This is a genomic window from Streptomyces sp. WAC04114 (genome assembly GCF_019733245.1).
GTDB classification, from domain to species: Bacteria; Actinomycetota; Actinomycetes; order Streptomycetales; family Streptomycetaceae; genus Streptomyces; species Streptomyces massasporeus_A.
In genome coordinates, this window is the sequence record NZ_JAIGQA010000002.1 from 63,404 (window position 1) to 79,727 (window position 16,324).

General features: G+C 70.9%; 16 protein-coding genes. 5 read left to right on the top strand and 11 right to left on the bottom strand.

What is annotated here, in order from left to right; genetic code table 11:
* The first annotated feature begins 62 nt into the window (after positions 1-62).
* Complete coding sequence (locus K4G64_RS01170; RefSeq protein WP_221754136.1) at positions 63-1,091, top strand: methyltransferase; 1,029 nt, start codon at positions 63-65, stop codon at positions 1,089-1,091.
* Positions 1,092-1,205: 114 nt separating this feature from the next.
* On the opposite strand, the gene K4G64_RS01175 is transcribed toward K4G64_RS01170, so the two are convergent.
* The 8 genes from K4G64_RS01175 to K4G64_RS01210 all read right to left on the bottom strand — a co-directional run bounded on the left by K4G64_RS01175 (position 1,206) and on the right by K4G64_RS01210 (position 8,458).
* Positions 1,206-1,538: a TcmI family type II polyketide cyclase gene (locus K4G64_RS01175; RefSeq protein WP_221754137.1), complete on the bottom strand. Its 333-nt coding sequence runs from the start codon at positions 1,536-1,538 to the stop codon at positions 1,206-1,208.
* A 20-nt stretch (positions 1,539-1,558) separates the two neighbouring features.
* Positions 1,559-2,038, bottom strand: a complete 480-nt coding sequence (locus tag K4G64_RS01180) for an SRPBCC family protein (RefSeq protein WP_221754138.1) — start codon at positions 2,036-2,038, stop codon at positions 1,559-1,561.
* Between the two features lies 1 nt (position 2,039).
* Entirely contained in the window at positions 2,040-2,294 is a 255-nt protein-coding gene (locus K4G64_RS01185; protein WP_097222665.1) for an acyl carrier protein, read from the bottom strand.
* A gap of 33 nt (positions 2,295-2,327) precedes the next feature.
* Positions 2,328-3,581 (bottom strand): ketosynthase chain-length factor, encoded by a 1,254-nt coding sequence (locus K4G64_RS01190; protein WP_221754139.1) that lies wholly within the window; start codon positions 3,579-3,581, stop codon positions 2,328-2,330.
* Positions 3,578-4,846, bottom strand: a complete 1,269-nt coding sequence (locus K4G64_RS01195; RefSeq protein ID WP_221754140.1) for a beta-ketoacyl synthase — start codon at positions 4,844-4,846, stop codon at positions 3,578-3,580. Before K4G64_RS01195 ends, K4G64_RS01190 begins: the two co-directional genes overlap by 4 nt.
* The gene (locus K4G64_RS01200; RefSeq protein WP_030847753.1) at positions 4,843-5,286 is read right to left on the bottom strand and encodes a cupin domain-containing protein; all 444 of its coding nucleotides are present in this window, start codon (positions 5,284-5,286) and stop codon (positions 4,843-4,845) included. Before K4G64_RS01200 ends, K4G64_RS01195 begins: the two co-directional genes overlap by 4 nt.
* 68 nt (positions 5,287-5,354) lie before the next feature.
* Entirely contained in the window at positions 5,355-6,509 is a 1,155-nt protein-coding gene (locus tag K4G64_RS01205; RefSeq protein ID WP_221754141.1) for a SchA/CurD-like domain-containing protein, read from the bottom strand.
* A 290-nt stretch (positions 6,510-6,799) separates the two neighbouring features.
* Positions 6,800-8,458 (bottom strand): FAD-dependent monooxygenase, encoded by a 1,659-nt coding sequence (locus tag K4G64_RS01210; protein WP_260459851.1) that lies wholly within the window; start codon positions 8,456-8,458, stop codon positions 6,800-6,802.
* A 254-nt stretch (positions 8,459-8,712) separates the two neighbouring features.
* Here K4G64_RS01210 and K4G64_RS01215 point away from each other — a divergent pair, with 254 nt between their 5' ends.
* Positions 8,713-9,549 (top strand): hypothetical protein, encoded by an 837-nt coding sequence (locus tag K4G64_RS01215; protein ID WP_221754143.1) that lies wholly within the window; start codon positions 8,713-8,715, stop codon positions 9,547-9,549.
* A gap of 218 nt (positions 9,550-9,767) precedes the next feature.
* Here the strand turns inward: K4G64_RS01215 and K4G64_RS01220 are convergent, their stop codons facing one another.
* On the bottom strand, positions 9,768-10,328 hold the full coding sequence (locus K4G64_RS01220; RefSeq protein ID WP_221754144.1) for a dihydrofolate reductase family protein: 561 nt from the start codon (positions 10,326-10,328) through the stop codon (positions 9,768-9,770).
* Between the two features lie 264 nt (positions 10,329-10,592).
* On the opposite strand from K4G64_RS01220, the gene K4G64_RS01225 reads away from it, so the two are divergent.
* Together K4G64_RS01225 and K4G64_RS01230 are read left to right on the top strand one after the other, a co-directional pair.
* Positions 10,593-11,264 (top strand): pyridoxamine 5'-phosphate oxidase family protein, encoded by a 672-nt coding sequence (locus K4G64_RS01225; protein ID WP_260459827.1) that lies wholly within the window; start codon positions 10,593-10,595, stop codon positions 11,262-11,264.
* A 280-nt stretch (positions 11,265-11,544) separates the two neighbouring features.
* Positions 11,545-12,432 carry a universal stress protein gene (locus K4G64_RS01230; RefSeq protein WP_221754146.1) on the top strand — a complete coding sequence of 296 codons (888 nt, stop codon included), beginning with the start codon at positions 11,545-11,547 and terminating at the stop codon, positions 12,430-12,432.
* 4 nt (positions 12,433-12,436) lie between these two features.
* Here K4G64_RS01230 and K4G64_RS01235 read toward each other — a convergent pair whose 3' ends face one another.
* On the bottom strand, positions 12,437-13,462 hold the full coding sequence (locus K4G64_RS01235; protein WP_221754147.1) for a 6-phosphofructokinase: 1,026 nt from the start codon (positions 13,460-13,462) through the stop codon (positions 12,437-12,439).
* A gap of 254 nt (positions 13,463-13,716) precedes the next feature.
* Here K4G64_RS01235 and ppk2 point away from each other — a divergent pair, with 254 nt between their 5' ends.
* The gene (gene ppk2, locus K4G64_RS01240) at positions 13,717-14,520 is read left to right on the top strand and encodes a polyphosphate kinase 2 (protein WP_221754148.1); all 804 of its coding nucleotides are present in this window, start codon (positions 13,717-13,719) and stop codon (positions 14,518-14,520) included.
* 25 nt (positions 14,521-14,545) lie between these two features.
* Here ppk2 and K4G64_RS01245 read toward each other — a convergent pair whose 3' ends face one another.
* Positions 14,546-16,279 (bottom strand): amylo-alpha-1,6-glucosidase, encoded by a 1,734-nt coding sequence (locus tag K4G64_RS01245; protein WP_221754149.1) that lies wholly within the window; start codon positions 16,277-16,279, stop codon positions 14,546-14,548.
* Positions 16,280-16,324: the final 45 nt, after the last annotated feature.

Here is a 16,324-nt window from a genome sequence, read left to right on the forward strand (position 1 = left end):
TGCCTGAGAGTTCCACGACTGTTCAGTGATCACTCTGCTCGATCCAAGGAGAAAGGCGGCACATGACGACCACTCAGCCAGCTCCTCCGCCGTCCATGCGACTGCGGGAACTCGCGTTCGGGGCGGCGTGTGCCGCCGCCCTGCGCGCGGCCGCCCGGCTGGGCGTCGCCGATGCCCTCGGTGACCAGCCCATGGCCGTGGAGGACATCGCGGCCGCGGTGAAGGCCGAACCCGGCCCGCTGCGACGGGTCCTGCGGGCCCTGTCCTGCTACGGCGTGTTCGCCGAACGCCCCGACGGGACGTTCGCGCACACCGACGTCTCCCGGTTGCTGCGCGAGGACGACCCCCACAGCCTGCGCGCCATCACGCTGTGGTGCACCGAGCCGTGGACCTGGGACGTCTGGCCGAAGCTCGACGAGGCCGTGCGTACCGGCCGCAACGTGGTGGAGGACCTGTACGGCAAGGAGTTCTTCCCCTACCTCAACGAGGACGCCCCGGAGTCGGCGGACGTCTTCAACCGCGCCATGACGACCTCCAGCGTCCAGTCGGCGCAGGACGTCGCCGCGTTCCTCGACCTCACGGGATGCACCTCGGTCGCCGACATCGGCGGCGGCCAGGGGCACGTGGTGGCGAGCCTGCTGGACAAGTACCCGGACCTGCGCGGGACGCTGCTCGACCTGCCCCGGGTGGTGGAGAACGCCGTCCCGAGACTGCGCACGGGCGGCGACCTCGCGGACCGCGCCCAGGTCGTGCCCGGCGACGTCCGGACGGCCGTCCCGGTGAAGGCCGACGTCTACGTCATCAAGAACATCCTGGAGTGGGACGACGAGAGCACCACCCGCACGCTGCGCAACGTCCGCGAGGCCGGCGGCCCCGGGACACGGGTGGTGGTCATCGAGAACCTCGTCGACGACTCGCCCTCCATGCGGTTCAGCACCGCGATGGACCTGCTGCTGCTGCTCAACGTCGGCGGGGCGAAGCACACCCGGCAGAGCATGGTGGACCGGCTCACCGAGGCCGGCCTGGTCATCGACGACATCAGTCCGGTCAACCCCTATCTGCACGCGTTCGACTGCCACATCCCCGGCTGAGCCGACCGCGTACCGAGGGGCCCGGTGATCCCGGGACTCCCTCCATGCAGACAGACCGGCGGCCGCCGGGTCCGCGACGCTGCGGACCCGGCGGCCGTCGAGTGCCGGCTGCGGTCAGCCGCCCGGCTCGCGCTCCCAGAGGTAGAAGCGCTGCGCCATGGCGTCCTTCGGGGAACGCCAGGTGTCCGGGTCGTACGCGCTGACGTACGCGGACAGGCGCTCGCTGACGTCCCGGAACTCGGGATGCCCGGTGATCTTGGCGATGGCCGGTCCGGGATCCCGCTCGGCCTCGATCAGGTGCATGTACACATCGCCGAACTGGAAGAGGCTGCGCCGCGTCACGCCGACGAGGTGCGGCAGCTCCCCGCGGTCGGACTCCGCGAAGATCTTGGCGATGTCGGGCGCCGATCCCGGGGCCATCCGGGCGACGATCAGGGCTTGGTGCATGGGACTGGTCTCCGTCCGGCTCAGCGGCTCATACCGGGACTCGCACCGCGTTCGGCGGCGATCTTCTCGATGCGGTCGCGGATCAGGCCCATCTGCACCTTCGAGTTGCGGTTGATGTTGTCCGTCATCCACTCGTCGTCGACCGGCGCGTCCGGCTTCATCGCGAAGTCCTGCGTCCAGACCATCCGCGTACCGGCCGGTACCTCCTCGTACCGCCAGTGGATGTTCATGTGGTCGAAGGGGCCCGTCTCGACGCGGCGGGCCTTGACGGTGAGCGTTTCGCGGTCGGGCTCGCGCTCGGAGACCCAGCTCCACACGGTGCCGTTCTCGTCCGGGTGCATCGTGAGCCGGAAGGTCGTCTTGTGACCCTCCCGGGAGATGATCTCGACGGAGGCGTACTCGCTGAACAACTGCGGCCAGTTCTCCAGGTCGTTGGTCACCTCCCAGACCAGGTCCAGGGGGGCCGCGATGGTGATCTCGTTCTGCGTGTGTCCGGTCATGTCACGCTCCTGCCAGAAGGGCACCGTTGACGAGGTCGAGGAACTGCCGGGGCGTCTTGGAGCGTTCGGCGTCGGTGGGCATCGGCGTGCCGTACCGGTTCTCCAGCTCGCCCACGATGCCCAGCAGGCCCAGCGAGTCGACACCGAGCTGCTCGAAGGCCGTTTCGTCGCGGCGGAGTTCCTCCGGAGTGACGGTGACACCGGTGCACTTCTTCATGAGTTCGGCGAGTTCTTCCACAGTGATGCGGTCATTCATGCCATTTCCCTTCCTTGCCTGTTCCGCGCCGCCTCAGGACGAGGCGTCGGTGGCGCCGTGCCGCAGCACCAGCGCCGAGTTCGACCCCATGAGCCCGCGGCTCAGCACCAGCGCCGTGCGTACCTCGGCGGTACGGGCCCGGCCGGTCACGAGGTCGAGGTCGTGGCAGATGTCGAAGACGTTGGGGGTGGGCGGGATCAGACCGTGCTCCATAGAGAGCACCGCCGCCGCGACGTCCATCAGCGGTGCCGCGCAGTAGCCCCGGCCGATCCCGGTCTTCGGCGCGGTGACGGGCACCCGGGTGCCGTGGGCCCCGAGGGCGTCGGCGATGGCCAAGGCCTCGGCGCGGTCCGCCTCCGGTACGCCGAGGGCGTCGGCGAAGACCACGTCGATCTCCTCGGGGGCGCAGTCGGCTTCCGCCAGAGCGCCCCGGACGGCCTGGGCGAGCCCTTCCCGGGTCTCCTCCCAGCGGGAGGCCCCCGTGAAGGTCGCCGCGTGTCCGGCCAGGTGGGCCCGCACCGGCGCGCCCCGTTCCCGGGCCGTGCTCTCCGTCTCCACCACGACCATGGCGCCGCCCTCGGCGGGCACGAACCCGCAGGCCGCGCTGGTGAACGGGCGGTAGGCACGGGTCGGGTCGTCGACGGTGCTGAGTTCCTCGTAGCCGAGTTGGCAGACCATCGAGTACGGCGCGATCGGCGCCTCGGTCGCGCCGGCCACGATCACGTCGGTGCCGCGCCGTACGGCCCGTGCCGCGTGGGCCAGAGCGTCCAGGCCGCCGGCCTCGTCGGCCGCGACGACCGAGCAGGGACCCTTGAAGCCGCGGCGGATGGAGATCTGCCCGGTGCTGGCGGCGTAGAACCAGGCGATGGACTGGTACGGGCCGACGAAGCGACTGCCCTTGCCCCACAGCTGCTGGAGTTCACGCTGTCCGAACTCGCCGCCGCCGGAACCGGCCGCGGTGACGACGCCGACGGAGAACGGCACCTCGTCGGTCACGGACCGGGGGAGCCGGGCGTCGTCCAGCGCGAGGTCGGCCGCGGCCATCGCGAAGTGCGTGAACCGGTCGGTCTGGACCAGGAAGCGCTCCTCGATCGCAGCCGACGGGTCGAAGTCGCGGACCTGGCCCGCCACCCGCAGCGGCAGATGCTCGCAGCCGTCCCGGGTGACGCGGTCCAGGACGTTGATGCCCTCCCTGGTGGACTTCCAGAAGGTCTCGGTACTGGATCCGTTGGGCGCGACCACACCGATTCCCGTGACGGCCGCGCGCCGTGGACGAGGTTCGCTCATCGTGACTTCTCCCTCGGCCGGTTCATGACCACCGCGGACTGGAACCCGCCGAATCCGCTGCCCACCGAGAGCACGCTGTCGAGCTTGCGCTCACGGGCCACGCGGGGGACGTAGTCCAGGTCGCACTCGGGGTCGGGTGTCTCGTAGTTCGCGGTCGGCGGTACCACCTGGTGGGTCAGGGCCAGCACACAGGCGACGAGTTCGATCGCTCCGATGGCGCCCAGGGAGTGGCCCACCATCGACTTGATGGAACTCATGGGGGTTTGGTAGGCGTGCGGTCCCAGGACCCGTTTGACCGCGGCGGTCTCGTGACGGTCGTTCTGCTTGGTGCCCGAGCCGTGCGCGTTGACGTAGTCGACCCTGGTGGGGTCGAGCCGTGCGTGGTCGAGGGCGTCCTCGATGGCGCGGGCCATCTCCAGGCCCTCGCTGGTCAGGCCCGTCATGTGGTAGGCGTTGCCGAAGGTGGCGTACCCGCCGATCTCACAGTACACGCGGGCGCCGCGGGCCCTGGCGTGCTCCAGCTCCTCCAGGACGAGTACGGCGCCGCCCTCACCCATGACGAAGCCGTTGCGGTCGGCGTCGAAGGGGCGTGAGGCGTGGGCCGGGTCGTCGTTGTTGGGGGAGGTGGCCTTGATGGCGTCGAAGCAGGCCATGGTGATCGGGGAGATCGGCGAGTCCGAGGCGCCGGCGATGCAGATGTCGGCGCGGCCCTCCTCCACGGTGTGGAAGGCGTACCCGACCGCGTCGAGTCCGGAGGTGCAGCCCGTGGACACGGTCTGCACCGGGCCGCGCGCTCCGAACCGCTCCGCCACCGTCGAGGCGAGCGAGCCGGGCGTGAAGGCGCGGTGCAGGTCGGGGCCGGCTTCCCGGTGGTCCACGTCCCAGCGCTGCCCGCGGTGGCTGACCAGGACGTAGTCGTTCTCCAGCCGGGTGGTGCCGCCGACCGCCGTGCCGAGTGAGACGCCGACCCGCCACGGGTCCTCGGCGGCGAGGTCGAGACCGGCGTCCCGTACCGCTTCGTCCCCCGCGACCAGGGCGAACTGGATGTAGCGGTCGCTGCGTTCCGTCTCCCGCTCGTCCAGGCCGTGGGCGGCGGGGTCGAAGTCGCACTCGGCGGCGATCTGCGAGCGCAGGCTGGACGGGTCGAAGAACGTGATGGCCCGTGTCGCCGTGCGTCCGTCCGCCAGGAGGTCCCAGAACGCCGGCACGCCTATGCCGCCGGGAGCGACGACACCTATGCCGGTGACCGCCACGCGCCTCGTCATGACCGGACCTGACGTCGTTCGGCCGCCTCCGCTCCCACCACCGCGGACTGGACGTCGGTCTCCTCGGTGTCGACGTGGCCCAGCGGCGGACTCGGCGCCAGGGGGCCGAGGTGGAAGACCAGCCGGGCCTCCACGTTGCCGACGTTGCGGAAGCGGTGGCGCATGTTGACGGGGATCAGCAGCCCCTGCTCGGGCTGGAGCGGGTGCGGCTCCCCGTCCAGGTCCACCTCGAGCTGCCCGCACACCACGTACACGAACTCCTCGGAGTACGGGTGGTAGTGCTCACCGATGCGGTCACCGGGCTCGATGAGGGCCACGCCCATGAATCCACTGGTGGCGCCCACCGCGGCCGGAGTGAGCATGGCGCGCAGGTCACCGCCTCGCCGGCGGTTGGGCTCGACGTCGCTCAGGCTCACGATGTTGGGACGAGATGTGATCACGGGTTCCTCCGTTGAGGTGCTGCACCAACGCGGGAGAGGCGGCACCGCCTCTCCCGCCGGATGGCGAATCAGGCGTCGGGCGACCGGCGGTCGGTGACGAGATCCATGCGCGCCAGTTCCAGCAGGCGCGCGAGGCTGCCGTCCTTCGACGCGACCACGTCCATGCCCGCGGTCTCGTCCAGCAGCGTCGTCAGCTCGGCCACCTGCGCCGAGTCGGACAGACCGAGGATGTGGCCGGGGTCGGCCGCCTCGAGTCCGCCGTGCACGTCGATCAGCCGTACGACGACGTCGTCGCGCTGGAAGATCGTGCTCCGCAGAACGGGGCTGCGCGGGTCGTCCGCCGCCGTCTCGTCACGATGGGCCAGGAGTTCGGCGAGCTGCATCCCGCGCTCCGGCCGCGCCGGGTAGTACAGGGCGTACCGCTCGGCCTGCGCGTTCTGCCGGTCCGCCATCACATGGTGGACGGCCGGCAGTGCGGCCCTGGTGAAGAAGACCCGGGCGGACTCGGGGTCGCCCAGGTCCCGGTCCTGCTCCAGATGGGGGTTGATGGCCTCTTCGACGGCCCGCACCTCGGGCTGCCGGGCGACGTGGCGCAGCGCGGCCAGCAGGTCGCCGCGCACCTCGACGGCCCGCACCACCCGGTTGCCGTGCATGAACAGCGAGGTGCGGCACAGGCGCGTGGTGTCGTCGACCTTGGGCTCGGGCGAGTCGTAGTCGGCGAGGATCTTGGCGACGATCTCCTCGCTGCCGGGCTTCACGGTGAAGGTGAGCGCGTGCCGGATCACGCCGTCGCCGATCCGGGGCGCCGTCTGGAGCCTGCGTGCCTGGTCGGCGCCCGCCGCCGGGCCGCCGGTCTCGCGGACCACGTGGAAGCGCAGTGACCGGGTGTCGCGGACGCAGCTGTGCAGCGGCTCCACCATCCGCACGTGCTCTTCGCTGTTGACCCAGGCCAGGAAGGGCGGGGCGCTCTCCCACTCGCTGGTGATGAGCCACTGGGACGGGTTCTCGATCGACTGGCACAGCTGGTCGCTGACATGCCCGGGCACGGACGCGACCTGATTGCACAACTGTTCGTAAGCTTCGAGGAACTGGTGCTGGGCCCCGTCGTGGACGTCGACCAGGAGGACGACGCGCAGCCGGGAACCGTCGAACACGGACTGGGAGACATGGTGCGACGCCTGTCGCGCACGCGAACCTTCCACCCGTTCGGACGTGGTGGTCATCCCGCACATCTCCTTCGCGGAGGGGAAAGTGAGCACCGGTCGCGATGGTGCGACGTCGGCGTTCCTCGATCCTGTGGCCGTCCCCGCACATCGCGCGACTCGGACGGCGTACGCGAGTGACGGGGCGGGAGGCGTCCGGTACGGGAAGAGCCCGGACGGATCAGGCGATCCGCGCGATCACGGCCTGCCGGTCGCACTCCCCCGCACAGGTGACGCGGGCAGCGGCGGGGGGGGGGGGGGTGGGCCCCGCGCGCCGCCGCCCCCCCCCCCCCGCCGGTGCGCTCGGGATCTCAGGCGACTGCCAGCGCGGTCCTCAGGACCTGGTGCAGTACCGCCTCGGCGTCCGCGTCCGGCCCCTGGGACCGCCACGCGACGAACCCGTCGGGCCGGACGAGCACCGCGCCCCCGGGCCCCGTGCCGTGGCGCTCGGCCCAGTCGGCGTCGTCCTCCGGCACCAGGTCCGCCGGTGCTCCGCTGCCCACCCGGTACGACGTGAGCGGGAGGGACAGCTTGTCGGCGAGGCGCACGGCTGCCTCGTGCCACTCGTTCGGCTCAGCGGCGTCACTGAGCAGCACGAGGGACCGCTCGTACAGGTCGAGCGTCGAGAGCCGTTCGTCGCCTCGGCGCACCCACAGGTGAGGCGCCCTGCTGCCCGGTCCGCCGCTCAGGTCGAGGCGCTCGGGCACCACCGGCACCGCCGGATCGGCGCCGACGACGGCGCCCTGCGGGTAGCGGTAGCCGAGGGCCACGTTGAGGATGCCCTTCTGGGGGCCACCGCCGCCCGCTCCGGGGGGCGGGGCGAATCCGGGGTGGCTGTGTTCGGCCGACCGGGCCGCGGCCCGCGCGCTGGTGGCCTCGGCCACGGGGCGTCGCTCGGCGTCGTACGTGTCGAGCAACTCCTCCCCCGCCCAGCCGTCGATGACCGCGGCCAGTTTCCAGGCGAGGTTGTGCGCGTCCTGGATACCGGTGTTGGAGCCGAAGGCCCCGGTGGGGGACATCTCGTGCGCCGAGTCGCCGGCCAGGAAGACACGTCCCGACCGGTAGCTGCGGGCGACCCGCTGTGCGGCGTGCCAGGGCGCCTTGCCGGTGATCTCCACATCGAGGTCGGGGACCCCGACCGCGCGGCGGATGTGCTCGACGCATCGCTCGTCCGTGAACTCCTCCAGGGATTCGCCGTTCTCCGGGTGCCAGGGGGCGTGGAAGACCCAGTTCTCGCGGTTGTCCACCGGCAGCAGGGCGCCGTCGGCCTCGGGGTTCGTCAGGTAGCAGACGATGAAGTGACGGTCCCCCACGACGTCGGCGAGACCGCGGGAGCGGAACGTGAGGCTGACGTTGTGGAACAGGTCGCCGGGCCCGCTCTGGGTGATGCCCAGCTGCTCACGCACGGGGCTGCGCGGGCCGTCCGCGGCGACGAGGTAGTCCGCACGGATGGTGGTGTGCTCACCCGTCTCGCGGCTCTTGACGACGGCTGTGACACCGGTGGGGTCGCTGTCGAACGACATCAGCTCGGTGGAGAAGCGCAGATCGCCTCCGTGCTCGCGGGCGTGGTCGAGCAGCACCGGTTCGAGGTCGTTCTGGCTGCACAGGCACCAGGCGCTGGGGCTGAAGCGGGCCAGGCCGCCGCCCGGGTCGATGTCCCTGAACAGCCACTCGCCCGCGTCGCCGACCAGGGTGGGCGCCTGGAGGATGCCGTGGTTGACGGCCAGGGTGGCGGCCGCGTCCTTGATGCCCTTCTCGACGCCCGCCACCCGGAACAGTTCCATGGTGCGGACGTTGTTGCCGCGGCCTCGCGGGTGGATGGAGGTGCCCGCGTGGCGCTCCACCAGCACGTGGGGCACGCCCAGCCGTCCCAGGAACAACGAGGTGGACAGGCCGACCAGGGAGCCGCCCACGATGAGGACCGGGACGCTGAGGGTGTCGGGGCCCGTCCGTCCGGCGCGTTGGTTCATCACTCTCGCCTCCAGCGCATCGATGCCGCCGACCCGGCCGGATACGGCGGAGATCCTCATGCATGCCCCGGGAAGCTGACGGCGGCTCAGGCTTCACCCGCCTGCGTCGCGACCCGGGCGGGTGACGGTGGGCGCGGGGCGTGGGCACGGCCGCCGCTGATGTCACGGGGCCGGTGATCGGGGGACCGAACCCGGCGCGGGGCCGTGCCCGGCGGCGTCAGTAGATTGGTGGCCACCGACCCAGGAGATGCCTTGTGCCCGGCCGCCCCAGCGTTCTGTTCGTGACCGATCTCGCCTACCCGGCCCGGGGGCGGCGCTACGGCGACGAGGACGTCTTCCTGTCCTCGCGGCTGCGCAGCGACTTCGACCTCGCCCTGTGTCACCCGCTGGACGCGGCCGCCCTCATGGACTCCTTCGACGCCGTCGTGGTCCGCAACAGCGGCCCGGTGCTCCACTACCAGAGGGAGTACGACGCCTTCCGGAACCAGGCCCTGGCGCGCGGCACCCGGGTCTACAACCCGCTGTCGGGCCGGGCGGACATGGCCGGCAAGCGGTATCTGCTGGATCTGACGGCAGCCGGATACCCGGTCATCCCCACCGTCGACCGGCCGCAGGATGTGGACCTGCTGCCCCGGACGGAGCAGTACGTGGTCAAGCCGAAGGCGGGGGCGGACTCCATCGGCCTCACCTTCGTCACCCGGGACCGGCTGGACGGCCTCGCCTACGGCGACGTGCTGGTCCAGCCCCGCGTCGACTTCCGCTACGAGGTGTCGTTCTACTACGTCGACGACGCCTTCCAGTACGCCCTCCACGCCCCCGATCCCGACCGGCGCTGGGTCCTCGAGCCCTACCTGCCCACGGAGGCCGACCTCGGCTTCGCCCGCCGCTTCATCGACTGGAACACCCTCGATCACGGCATCCAGCGGGTGGACGCCTGCCGTACCCGGGAGGGCGATCTCCTCCTGGTCGAGCTGGAGGACCTCAACCCGTACCTGTCCCTGGACCGCGTCGACACCCCGACCCGCGACGCCTTCGTCGCCGGCATGACGAGCTCCCTCCACCGGTTCCTGGACGCCTCACCGCGCACCTAGGTGTGCTGTTCGGAGAGGTTGGTGACGCGGGGCCTGGCACGCGCATCTGCCGCGCGGTCACCAGCCACCATCGGGACCATCCGGCACGTCATCAACGACCGCGGTGGCCCGTCGAACTCCTCGGCCAACGTGGCGCACCTGGTGAGCTACCCGTGACCCGGTTCGCCGCACGGCTGCCGTTCCTGCCGGCCTGGGCCCGGTGGCGGGTGCCACCGGGCTCAGCGCGTCACGCGGTGACGGAGATGGACGACCCCTGAGCTGAAGGTGCGCGTCTCGACGAGCTCGAGATCCACCCGGCGCTCGTCCCGCGGGAAGAACGGGAGGCCACCGCCGACCAGCACCGGGTAGACCACGGCCCGGTACTCGTCGATCAGTCCGGATGCGGCGGCCTGCGCGGCGAGGTTCGCGCCGCCCAGGGCGATCTCCCCCTCCCCCGGCTCGGAACGCAACCGCTCGATCTCCTCCGCCAGTCCGCCGGAGGCCAGGCGGGCATGGCCCTGCACCGACGTCAGCGTCTTGGAGAACACCACCTTCGGGAGCGGATTCCACAGGGCGGCCCATTCGAGCTGCGCGTCGTCGAGCGAATCCTGATCGGCGGTCTCCCAGTACAGCATCGTCTCGTACAGCCGTCGCCCCAGCAGATGGACGTCGACCTGCCGGATCCCGTCGATCCAGAAGCGGAAAACATCCTCGTCCGGCTCGGTCCAGTCGAAGCCGCCGTCCGGTCCGACGATGTAGCCGTCAAGTGAAACGTTCATCGAATAGGTCACGCTGCGCATCGGAAGTCCTCCTGGGAGACAACGCTTCCATCCATTCTTCACACAGATCCTCGAATTCTTTACGAAAGGCCATCGGCGACTGCGGCACCGGCCCGCCCTTCTTCTGCTCCCCCGCCGAAACGTTCGAACGATCTGCTCTACCCTCATGTGCGTGGCCGATCAGCGCTATTCGGCCTCCGAGGGGATCGGCGGAGTCACCTGCGCCGGTAGGACCACCGGAGCAGAGCTCGGATGCAGGCGTTGGCTCGCCTGTCAGGAGGACCGTTGCACCAGGACCAGCGGGCAGACCGGCCCGGAAGCCACGGAGAGCACGAGATCCAGCGCGAGTTGGCCACCACCGGCCGCGCCGATCGCTTCTACGACGAACAGGTGCTGGACCGGCTGAACGCCAGGATGAGGAAGTTCGTGGCCCGGCAGGAGATGTTCTTCCTCGCCACGTCGGACAGCCGCGGTGAATGCGACAGCACCTTCCGGGCCGGCCCGCCCGGGTTCCTGCACGTTCTCGACGACGCGACCCTCACCTACCCGGAATACCGGGGAAACGGCGTCATGGCGTCGCTCGGCAACATCCGCGAGAATCCGCACGTCGGTCTCCTGCTCATCGACTTCTCCGTGGATCGCATCGGCTTGCACATCAATGGCCGGGCCCGCCTGATCCCCGACGAAACCATGCGCCGTGACCATCCCGCCCTGCCGTTCGATCCGTTGCCGGGGCGCCGCCCCCAGATGTGGGTCGAGGTCGAGGTCGAAGAGGCGTACATCCATTGCTCGAAGCACATACCGAGGCTGGCCAAAATGCCACTGCGGCCCCGGACCGAAGACAGAGAGCCCATGGCCCAAGAAGGCGAACAGGCCTGGGGCACGGACGACGTCAAACGCAAAGGTGGCGACTATTTCGAAGCGGCGAAGGCGAAAAACAGTCAAACCGTGCGGTGATTCGGGCCGGATCCTGAACCACCGCCAGGTCCCTCAGGCCCGCCGGCATCGCAGCCCGGGAGGCCCCGGACGCGCATCGCGGCGGGCGCCCGCCGACCGGCTCGGGGGCGCCCTGCCGCCGCCCTGAGCATGGGAAGGCCGGGAGCCCTGCCGTGCGCGGGACCGGCCGCTGATGTCGACCCGTGCACCGTCCGGGCGCCGTAGCCGTCCCGTCGTGGAACAGTGGAAGAGGGCATGGGCCGGGAGCCCGCGAGGGTGCGGGCGGAGTGAGGAGGCCGGGATGCGGCTCCCTGTGCTGGTGGGTATCGACGGGTCCGAGCGGGCCGCGGCGGCGGCCGATCTTGCGGCGCGGGAGGCGGCGCTGCGCGGCGTCCCGCTGCGGCTGCTGCACGCGTCTCCACAGCTCCCCGGTACCGGCGTTCCGGATCCGGCCCTGCACCGGCTGCGCGACATCGGCGCCCAGTGGCTCCAGCGGACGGTCGCAGACCTCGCCGACCGTCACCCGGACCTCCGGGTGGAGAGCGTGCAGTCCGACGACGCCCCGGCCGAGGCGCTCGTCGACGCGGCAGGTGATGCGGGGCTCCTCGTCGCCGGCATGCGCGGAACGGGCGGGTTCGAGGGGCTGGCGGTCGGCTCGGTGGCTCTGCGGGCGGCGGCAGCGGCCCCCTGCCCCGTCGTGCTCGTCCCGTACCGCCCCGGCTCCTTCGCGGAGCAAGGCCCCGCAGCGCATGGCACCGGCCAGGTCGTCCTGGGCTTCGACGCGCACCGGCCGGTCGGTGAGGTGGCCGACTTCGCGTTCTCGGCGGCCGAGGCTCACACCGCGCCGCTGCACGTGGTGCAGGCCTGGGCCTTTCCCGCCGAATCCGTCTCGGCACGGACCCTGGTGGTGACCGAGGAGGACCGGGCGGACTGGGAGGACCAGGAGGTGCTGCGGCTGTCCGACGTCCTGCGCCCGTGGCAGGAGAAGTATCCCGGTGTGACCGTCGGCAGCGATCTCATGCTGCTCCACCCCGCGGAAGCACTCCTGAATGCCTCCACTGGTGCGGACCTGCTCGTCGTGGGGCGCCGCGCCGGGGCAAGGGCGGCAGAGGGCCGTCTCGGGCCGGTCGCCCACGCCGTCCTGCACCACGCCCGCTGTCCGGTGGCGGTCGTGCCGCACGGAGGGTGACCGCTCAGCCGTAGAAGGCCTGGAACTCGTCGTACAGCGACGGATCGACCACCTTGTTCTGCGCGGTGGCATCCGCGAGGGGGACCCGGACGATCCGCGTACCACGCAGGGCGACCATGCGGCCGAAGTCGCCTTCCTTGACCGCGTCGATGGCATGCAGTCCGAACCGGGTGGCGAGCCACCGGTCGAAGGCGCTCGGTGTGCCACCGCGCTGGATGTGGCCGAGGACCGTCGTACGGGCGTCCTTCTGGGTACGGGCCGAGATCTCCTGGGCCAGCCACTCTCCGATGCCGGACAGCCGCACATGGCCGAACTCGTCCAGGGACTGGTCCTTGACCATCAGCTGTCCCTCCTTGGGGACCGCCCCTTCGGCCACGACGACGATCGGCGCGTAGTTGATCTCGAACCGGCGTTTCACCAGCTCACAGACCTGATCGATGTCGAAGGGCCGTTCCGGGACGAGGATCACGTTGGCGCCGCCCGCGACGCCGGCGTGCAACGCGATCCACCCCGAGTGCCGCCCCATCACCTCGACCACGAGGGCGCGCATGTGTGACTCCGCGGTGGTGTGGAGGCGGTCGATGGCCTCCGTCGCGATACCGACGGCCGTGTCGAAACCGAAGGTGTAGTCGGTGCCCGAGACGTCGTTGTCGATGGTCTTCGGCACACCGACGAGGTTGATCCCCTGCCGGCTGAGCTCCGTGGCCGCCCCCAGCGTGTCCTCGCCGCCGATCACGACGAGCGCGTCGATCTCGTGCGAGGCGAGGGTGTCCTGTACCCGTCGCAGCCCGTCCTCGTGCTTGAACGGGTTCGTGCGGGAGGAGCCGAGGATGGTCCCGCCACGCGGGAGGATCCCCCGGACAGCGGCGACGTCCAGCGGAACGATGTCGTTCTTGAGCAGGCCGAGCCAGCCGTCCCGCACCCCGACGAAGTCGAACGCGTATTCCTGGACGCCCTTGCGGACGACACTGCGGATCACGGCGTTGAGGCCGGGGCAGTCACCGCCGCCGGTCAGTACTCCGACCCTCATGGGCTTTCTCCCATCCGCTGCGCAGCTCGTCCGCCGGCGCTCCTCACGGCGCCCGGAGACCGCGGTCGGTCCTCGGAACCGCCGCCTCCCCTCCAGCCTCCCTCGATTCGATCTGCGATGGCCACTCGGGCGGGCCCTTCCGACGACGGTCCGTGCTGTCGCCGCCGGCGGGGCGGTACGTCGTGCGCGGGCCCCGGCAGGACAGTACGGTGCAGGAACGGAGGCCCGACGGCACCGCGGCGTGCGGAGGCGGCATGACGAAACAGCGGGCGGCGAAGGTGCCGCGCAAGGCGTACGAGAAGGAACTGCTGCGCCTGCAGACGGAGTTGGTGAAGCTCCAGGAATGGGTGCGCAGCGAGGGTGCCCGGCTGGTCGTGGTCTTCGAGGGGCGGGACGCGGCCGGCAAGGGCGGGACGATCAAGCGGGTCGCCGAGCACCTCAACCCCCGGGTGGCGCGGATCGCGGCACTGCCGAAGCCCACCGAGCGTGAGCGCACCCAGTGGTACTTCCAGCGGTACGTCGAGCACCTGCCGGCCGCCGGGGAGATCGTGCTGTTCGACCGGTCCTGGTACAACCGGGCCGGTGTCGAGCACGTGATGGGCTTCTGCTCGAAGGAGGAGTACCAGCTCTTCCTGCGCCAGTGCCCGATCTTCGAGCGGATGCTGACCGAGGACGGCATCCTGCTGCGCAAGTACTGGTTCTCGGTGAGCGACACCGAGCAGCAGGAGCGCTTCCGCCGGCGTCTGGAGGACCCGCTGCGGCACTGGAAGCTGTCGCCGATGGACCTGGAGTCGATCAGCCGCTGGGAGTCGTACTCGCGGGCGAAGGACGAGATGATGGTGCACACCGACATCACGGAGGCCCCGTGGTACGTCGTCGAGAGCGACGACAAGCGCCGCGCCCGGCTGAACATGATCGCCCACCTGCTGGACTCGGTGCCGTACCACGAGGTGCCGCCCCCCGTACTGGAACTGCCGGACCGCCCCCCGTCGACCGGCTACCAGCGCCCCCCGCGTGACCTGCAGACGTACGTCCCCGACCACGCGGCCCGGCTGTGAGGCGCATCGGTTGCCTGCCCTGCGGTCATCGGCCCTCTCGGTGAGCATGTGCCTCGGCGAGGAGGAGGTAGCTGCTGGCGGTCCAGGTGTAGGCGCGGTCGCGCAGGCCCGTTCCGGTGAGCGCGTCGAAGTTCTCGGCGAAGCCGTGGGCTTCGCACAGGGCGCGGAAGCGGGCGCTGATGTCGTCCGCGAGGCGTTCGTGGCCGGCGCGGCGCAGGCCGTCCTCGATGAGGACGGTGGCGGGGGCCCAGATGGGGCCGCGCCAGTACCCGTCGGCGAGGTAGTGCGGTGAGCTGGGCAGCTCGGTGGCGAGGCCGTACGGCGTGAGGTGGGCCTTGATGTGGTCGGCCAGCGTGCCGCTGATGTCGGCGGGCAGGTGTTCGCCGAGGACGACGGGCATCAGATCGAGGAGGCTGGAGCTGCTCCAGGTGTCCCCGGTGTCGACCGCCCGGGCCACGAACCGGTCGGTGGCCCAGAGCCGGCCGAGCAGCGCCGCCTGCGTCTCCTCGGCCGCCCGTGTCCACCGGTGTGCCTGGTCCGGCTTGTCCAACGCGGTGGCCAGGTAGGCCAGTTCATGCAGCTGGAGGACGAGGAAGGCGGCCAGGTCGGCGCTTTCGACGACCCGAGCGGGGTCGAAGGTGGTGGCGTTGTCCCAGCCGCTGTCGTTGCCGTGCTGGTAGTGGGGCAGGTCGGCGCCGGGGGCTCGCCGGGCGGTGAGCCAGAAGTCCGTCCAGCGTTCCAGCCGACTGTAGGTCTCGGTGAGCTCGGCGTGGCCGGGAGGGGTCGGCAGGCGGCGGCGCAGCCGGCCGAAGGTCCAGCCGTGGATGGGCGGTTTGACGAAGTTGTAGAGGACTTCGGAGTGGGTGACGGAGTCGGGCAGGGCGCCGCTGTCGTCCTGGTGGTCGAAGGGCAGGGCGAACTGGTCGAGGGCCAGGTCGGGGTAACCGGGTGCGAGGGCGAGGGCGTTGAAGCAGTGGTCCCAGCTCCAGACCTTGTCCATCCAATGCTTGGACATCAGCACCGCGGGCCGGGTGACGAGCCCGGTGGGGCGTACGGTCGCCGACCAGACGACGTAGGCGGCGAGTTCGGCGGCGGGGGTGGCGGAGGAGCGCCACGGGGCCACCCGGTCGACGAACTCCGCGAACGAGCGCCGCTCGGCCTCGGTGATCGCGTCGAACGTCGCCGGGGACGCGTACGGCGGGCGGGCGGTGTCGAGTTCCTCGATCGCGATCTCCCAGGGGCCGGACGCCTCCGCGGCCACGGTGAGGCCGCGGTGGCCGCCGCCCAGGGTCTGGGTGCCGGCGTCGGTGACGGTGCCGGACAGCACGGTGACGCGGTAGCGGCGTCCGGTCTCGTAGGAGGTGAACACGTGCGCGTCGGCGGCCGGGTCGCGGAAGAAGTACGTCCCGCTGAAGGGGGTGAGGGTCCGCGCGGCCGCCTCCACGCCGATGCCCAGGCCGCTCCCCCGCAGGCGCACGGTGCCGGGCGACTCGTAGGAGAGGTCGATGCGTCCGACCGCGCCGATCCAGCTGAGCAGGCCCGGTGTGGTCTCGACGCGGGCTTCGGCCCGGTCGCCCGTCGCCGGGTCCAGCGGGACGAGGCGCAGGACGGCGTGCATGCCGTTCTGGTGCGAGACGAGATGGAGGTCCTCGGCGTAGGTCTTCTCCGCCACCACGGGTGAGATGTCGAACCAGGATCCGTGGGTGCTGAACGGGATGTCGTGGACGGAGAAGGCCGGGCCGGATCGGGCGGCGGTCATGGCGCTGACTCGTTTCTCGAGCAGGGGTCACCGGTCGGCCGGCGT

Excerpts from the sequence above, each read along its gene's own strand:
- ppk2 (WP_221754148.1), top strand. The coding sequence starts at position 13,717 with ATGACGAAACAGCGGGCGGCGAAGGTGCCGCGCAAGGCGTACGAGAAG.
- K4G64_RS01205 (WP_221754141.1), bottom strand. The coding sequence starts at position 6,509 with ATGACCACCACGTCCGAACGGGTGGAAGGTTCGCGTGCGCGACAGGCG.
- K4G64_RS01230 (WP_221754146.1), top strand. The coding sequence starts at position 11,545 with ATGCGGCTCCCTGTGCTGGTGGGTATCGACGGGTCCGAGCGGGCCGCG.
- K4G64_RS01175 (WP_221754137.1), bottom strand. The coding sequence starts at position 1,538 with ATGCACCAAGCCCTGATCGTCGCCCGGATGGCCCCGGGATCGGCGCCC.
- K4G64_RS01185 (WP_097222665.1), bottom strand. The coding sequence starts at position 2,294 with ATGAATGACCGCATCACTGTGGAAGAACTCGCCGAACTCATGAAGAAG.
- K4G64_RS01170 (WP_221754136.1), top strand. The coding sequence starts at position 63 with ATGACGACCACTCAGCCAGCTCCTCCGCCGTCCATGCGACTGCGGGAA.
- K4G64_RS01245 (WP_221754149.1), bottom strand. The coding sequence starts at position 16,279 with ATGACCGCCGCCCGATCCGGCCCGGCCTTCTCCGTCCACGACATCCCG.
- K4G64_RS01180 (WP_221754138.1), bottom strand. The coding sequence starts at position 2,038 with ATGACCGGACACACGCAGAACGAGATCACCATCGCGGCCCCCCTGGAC.
- K4G64_RS01210 (WP_260459851.1), bottom strand. The coding sequence starts at position 8,458 with ATGAACCAACGCGCCGGACGGACGGGCCCCGACACCCTCAGCGTCCCG.
- K4G64_RS01235 (WP_221754147.1), bottom strand. The coding sequence starts at position 13,462 with ATGAGGGTCGGAGTACTGACCGGCGGCGGTGACTGCCCCGGCCTCAAC.
- K4G64_RS01220 (WP_221754144.1), bottom strand. The coding sequence starts at position 10,328 with ATGCGCAGCGTGACCTATTCGATGAACGTTTCACTTGACGGCTACATC.
- K4G64_RS01190 (WP_221754139.1), bottom strand. The coding sequence starts at position 3,581 with ATGAGCGAACCTCGTCCACGGCGCGCGGCCGTCACGGGAATCGGTGTG.
- K4G64_RS01195 (WP_221754140.1), bottom strand. The coding sequence starts at position 4,846 with ATGACGAGGCGCGTGGCGGTCACCGGCATAGGTGTCGTCGCTCCCGGC.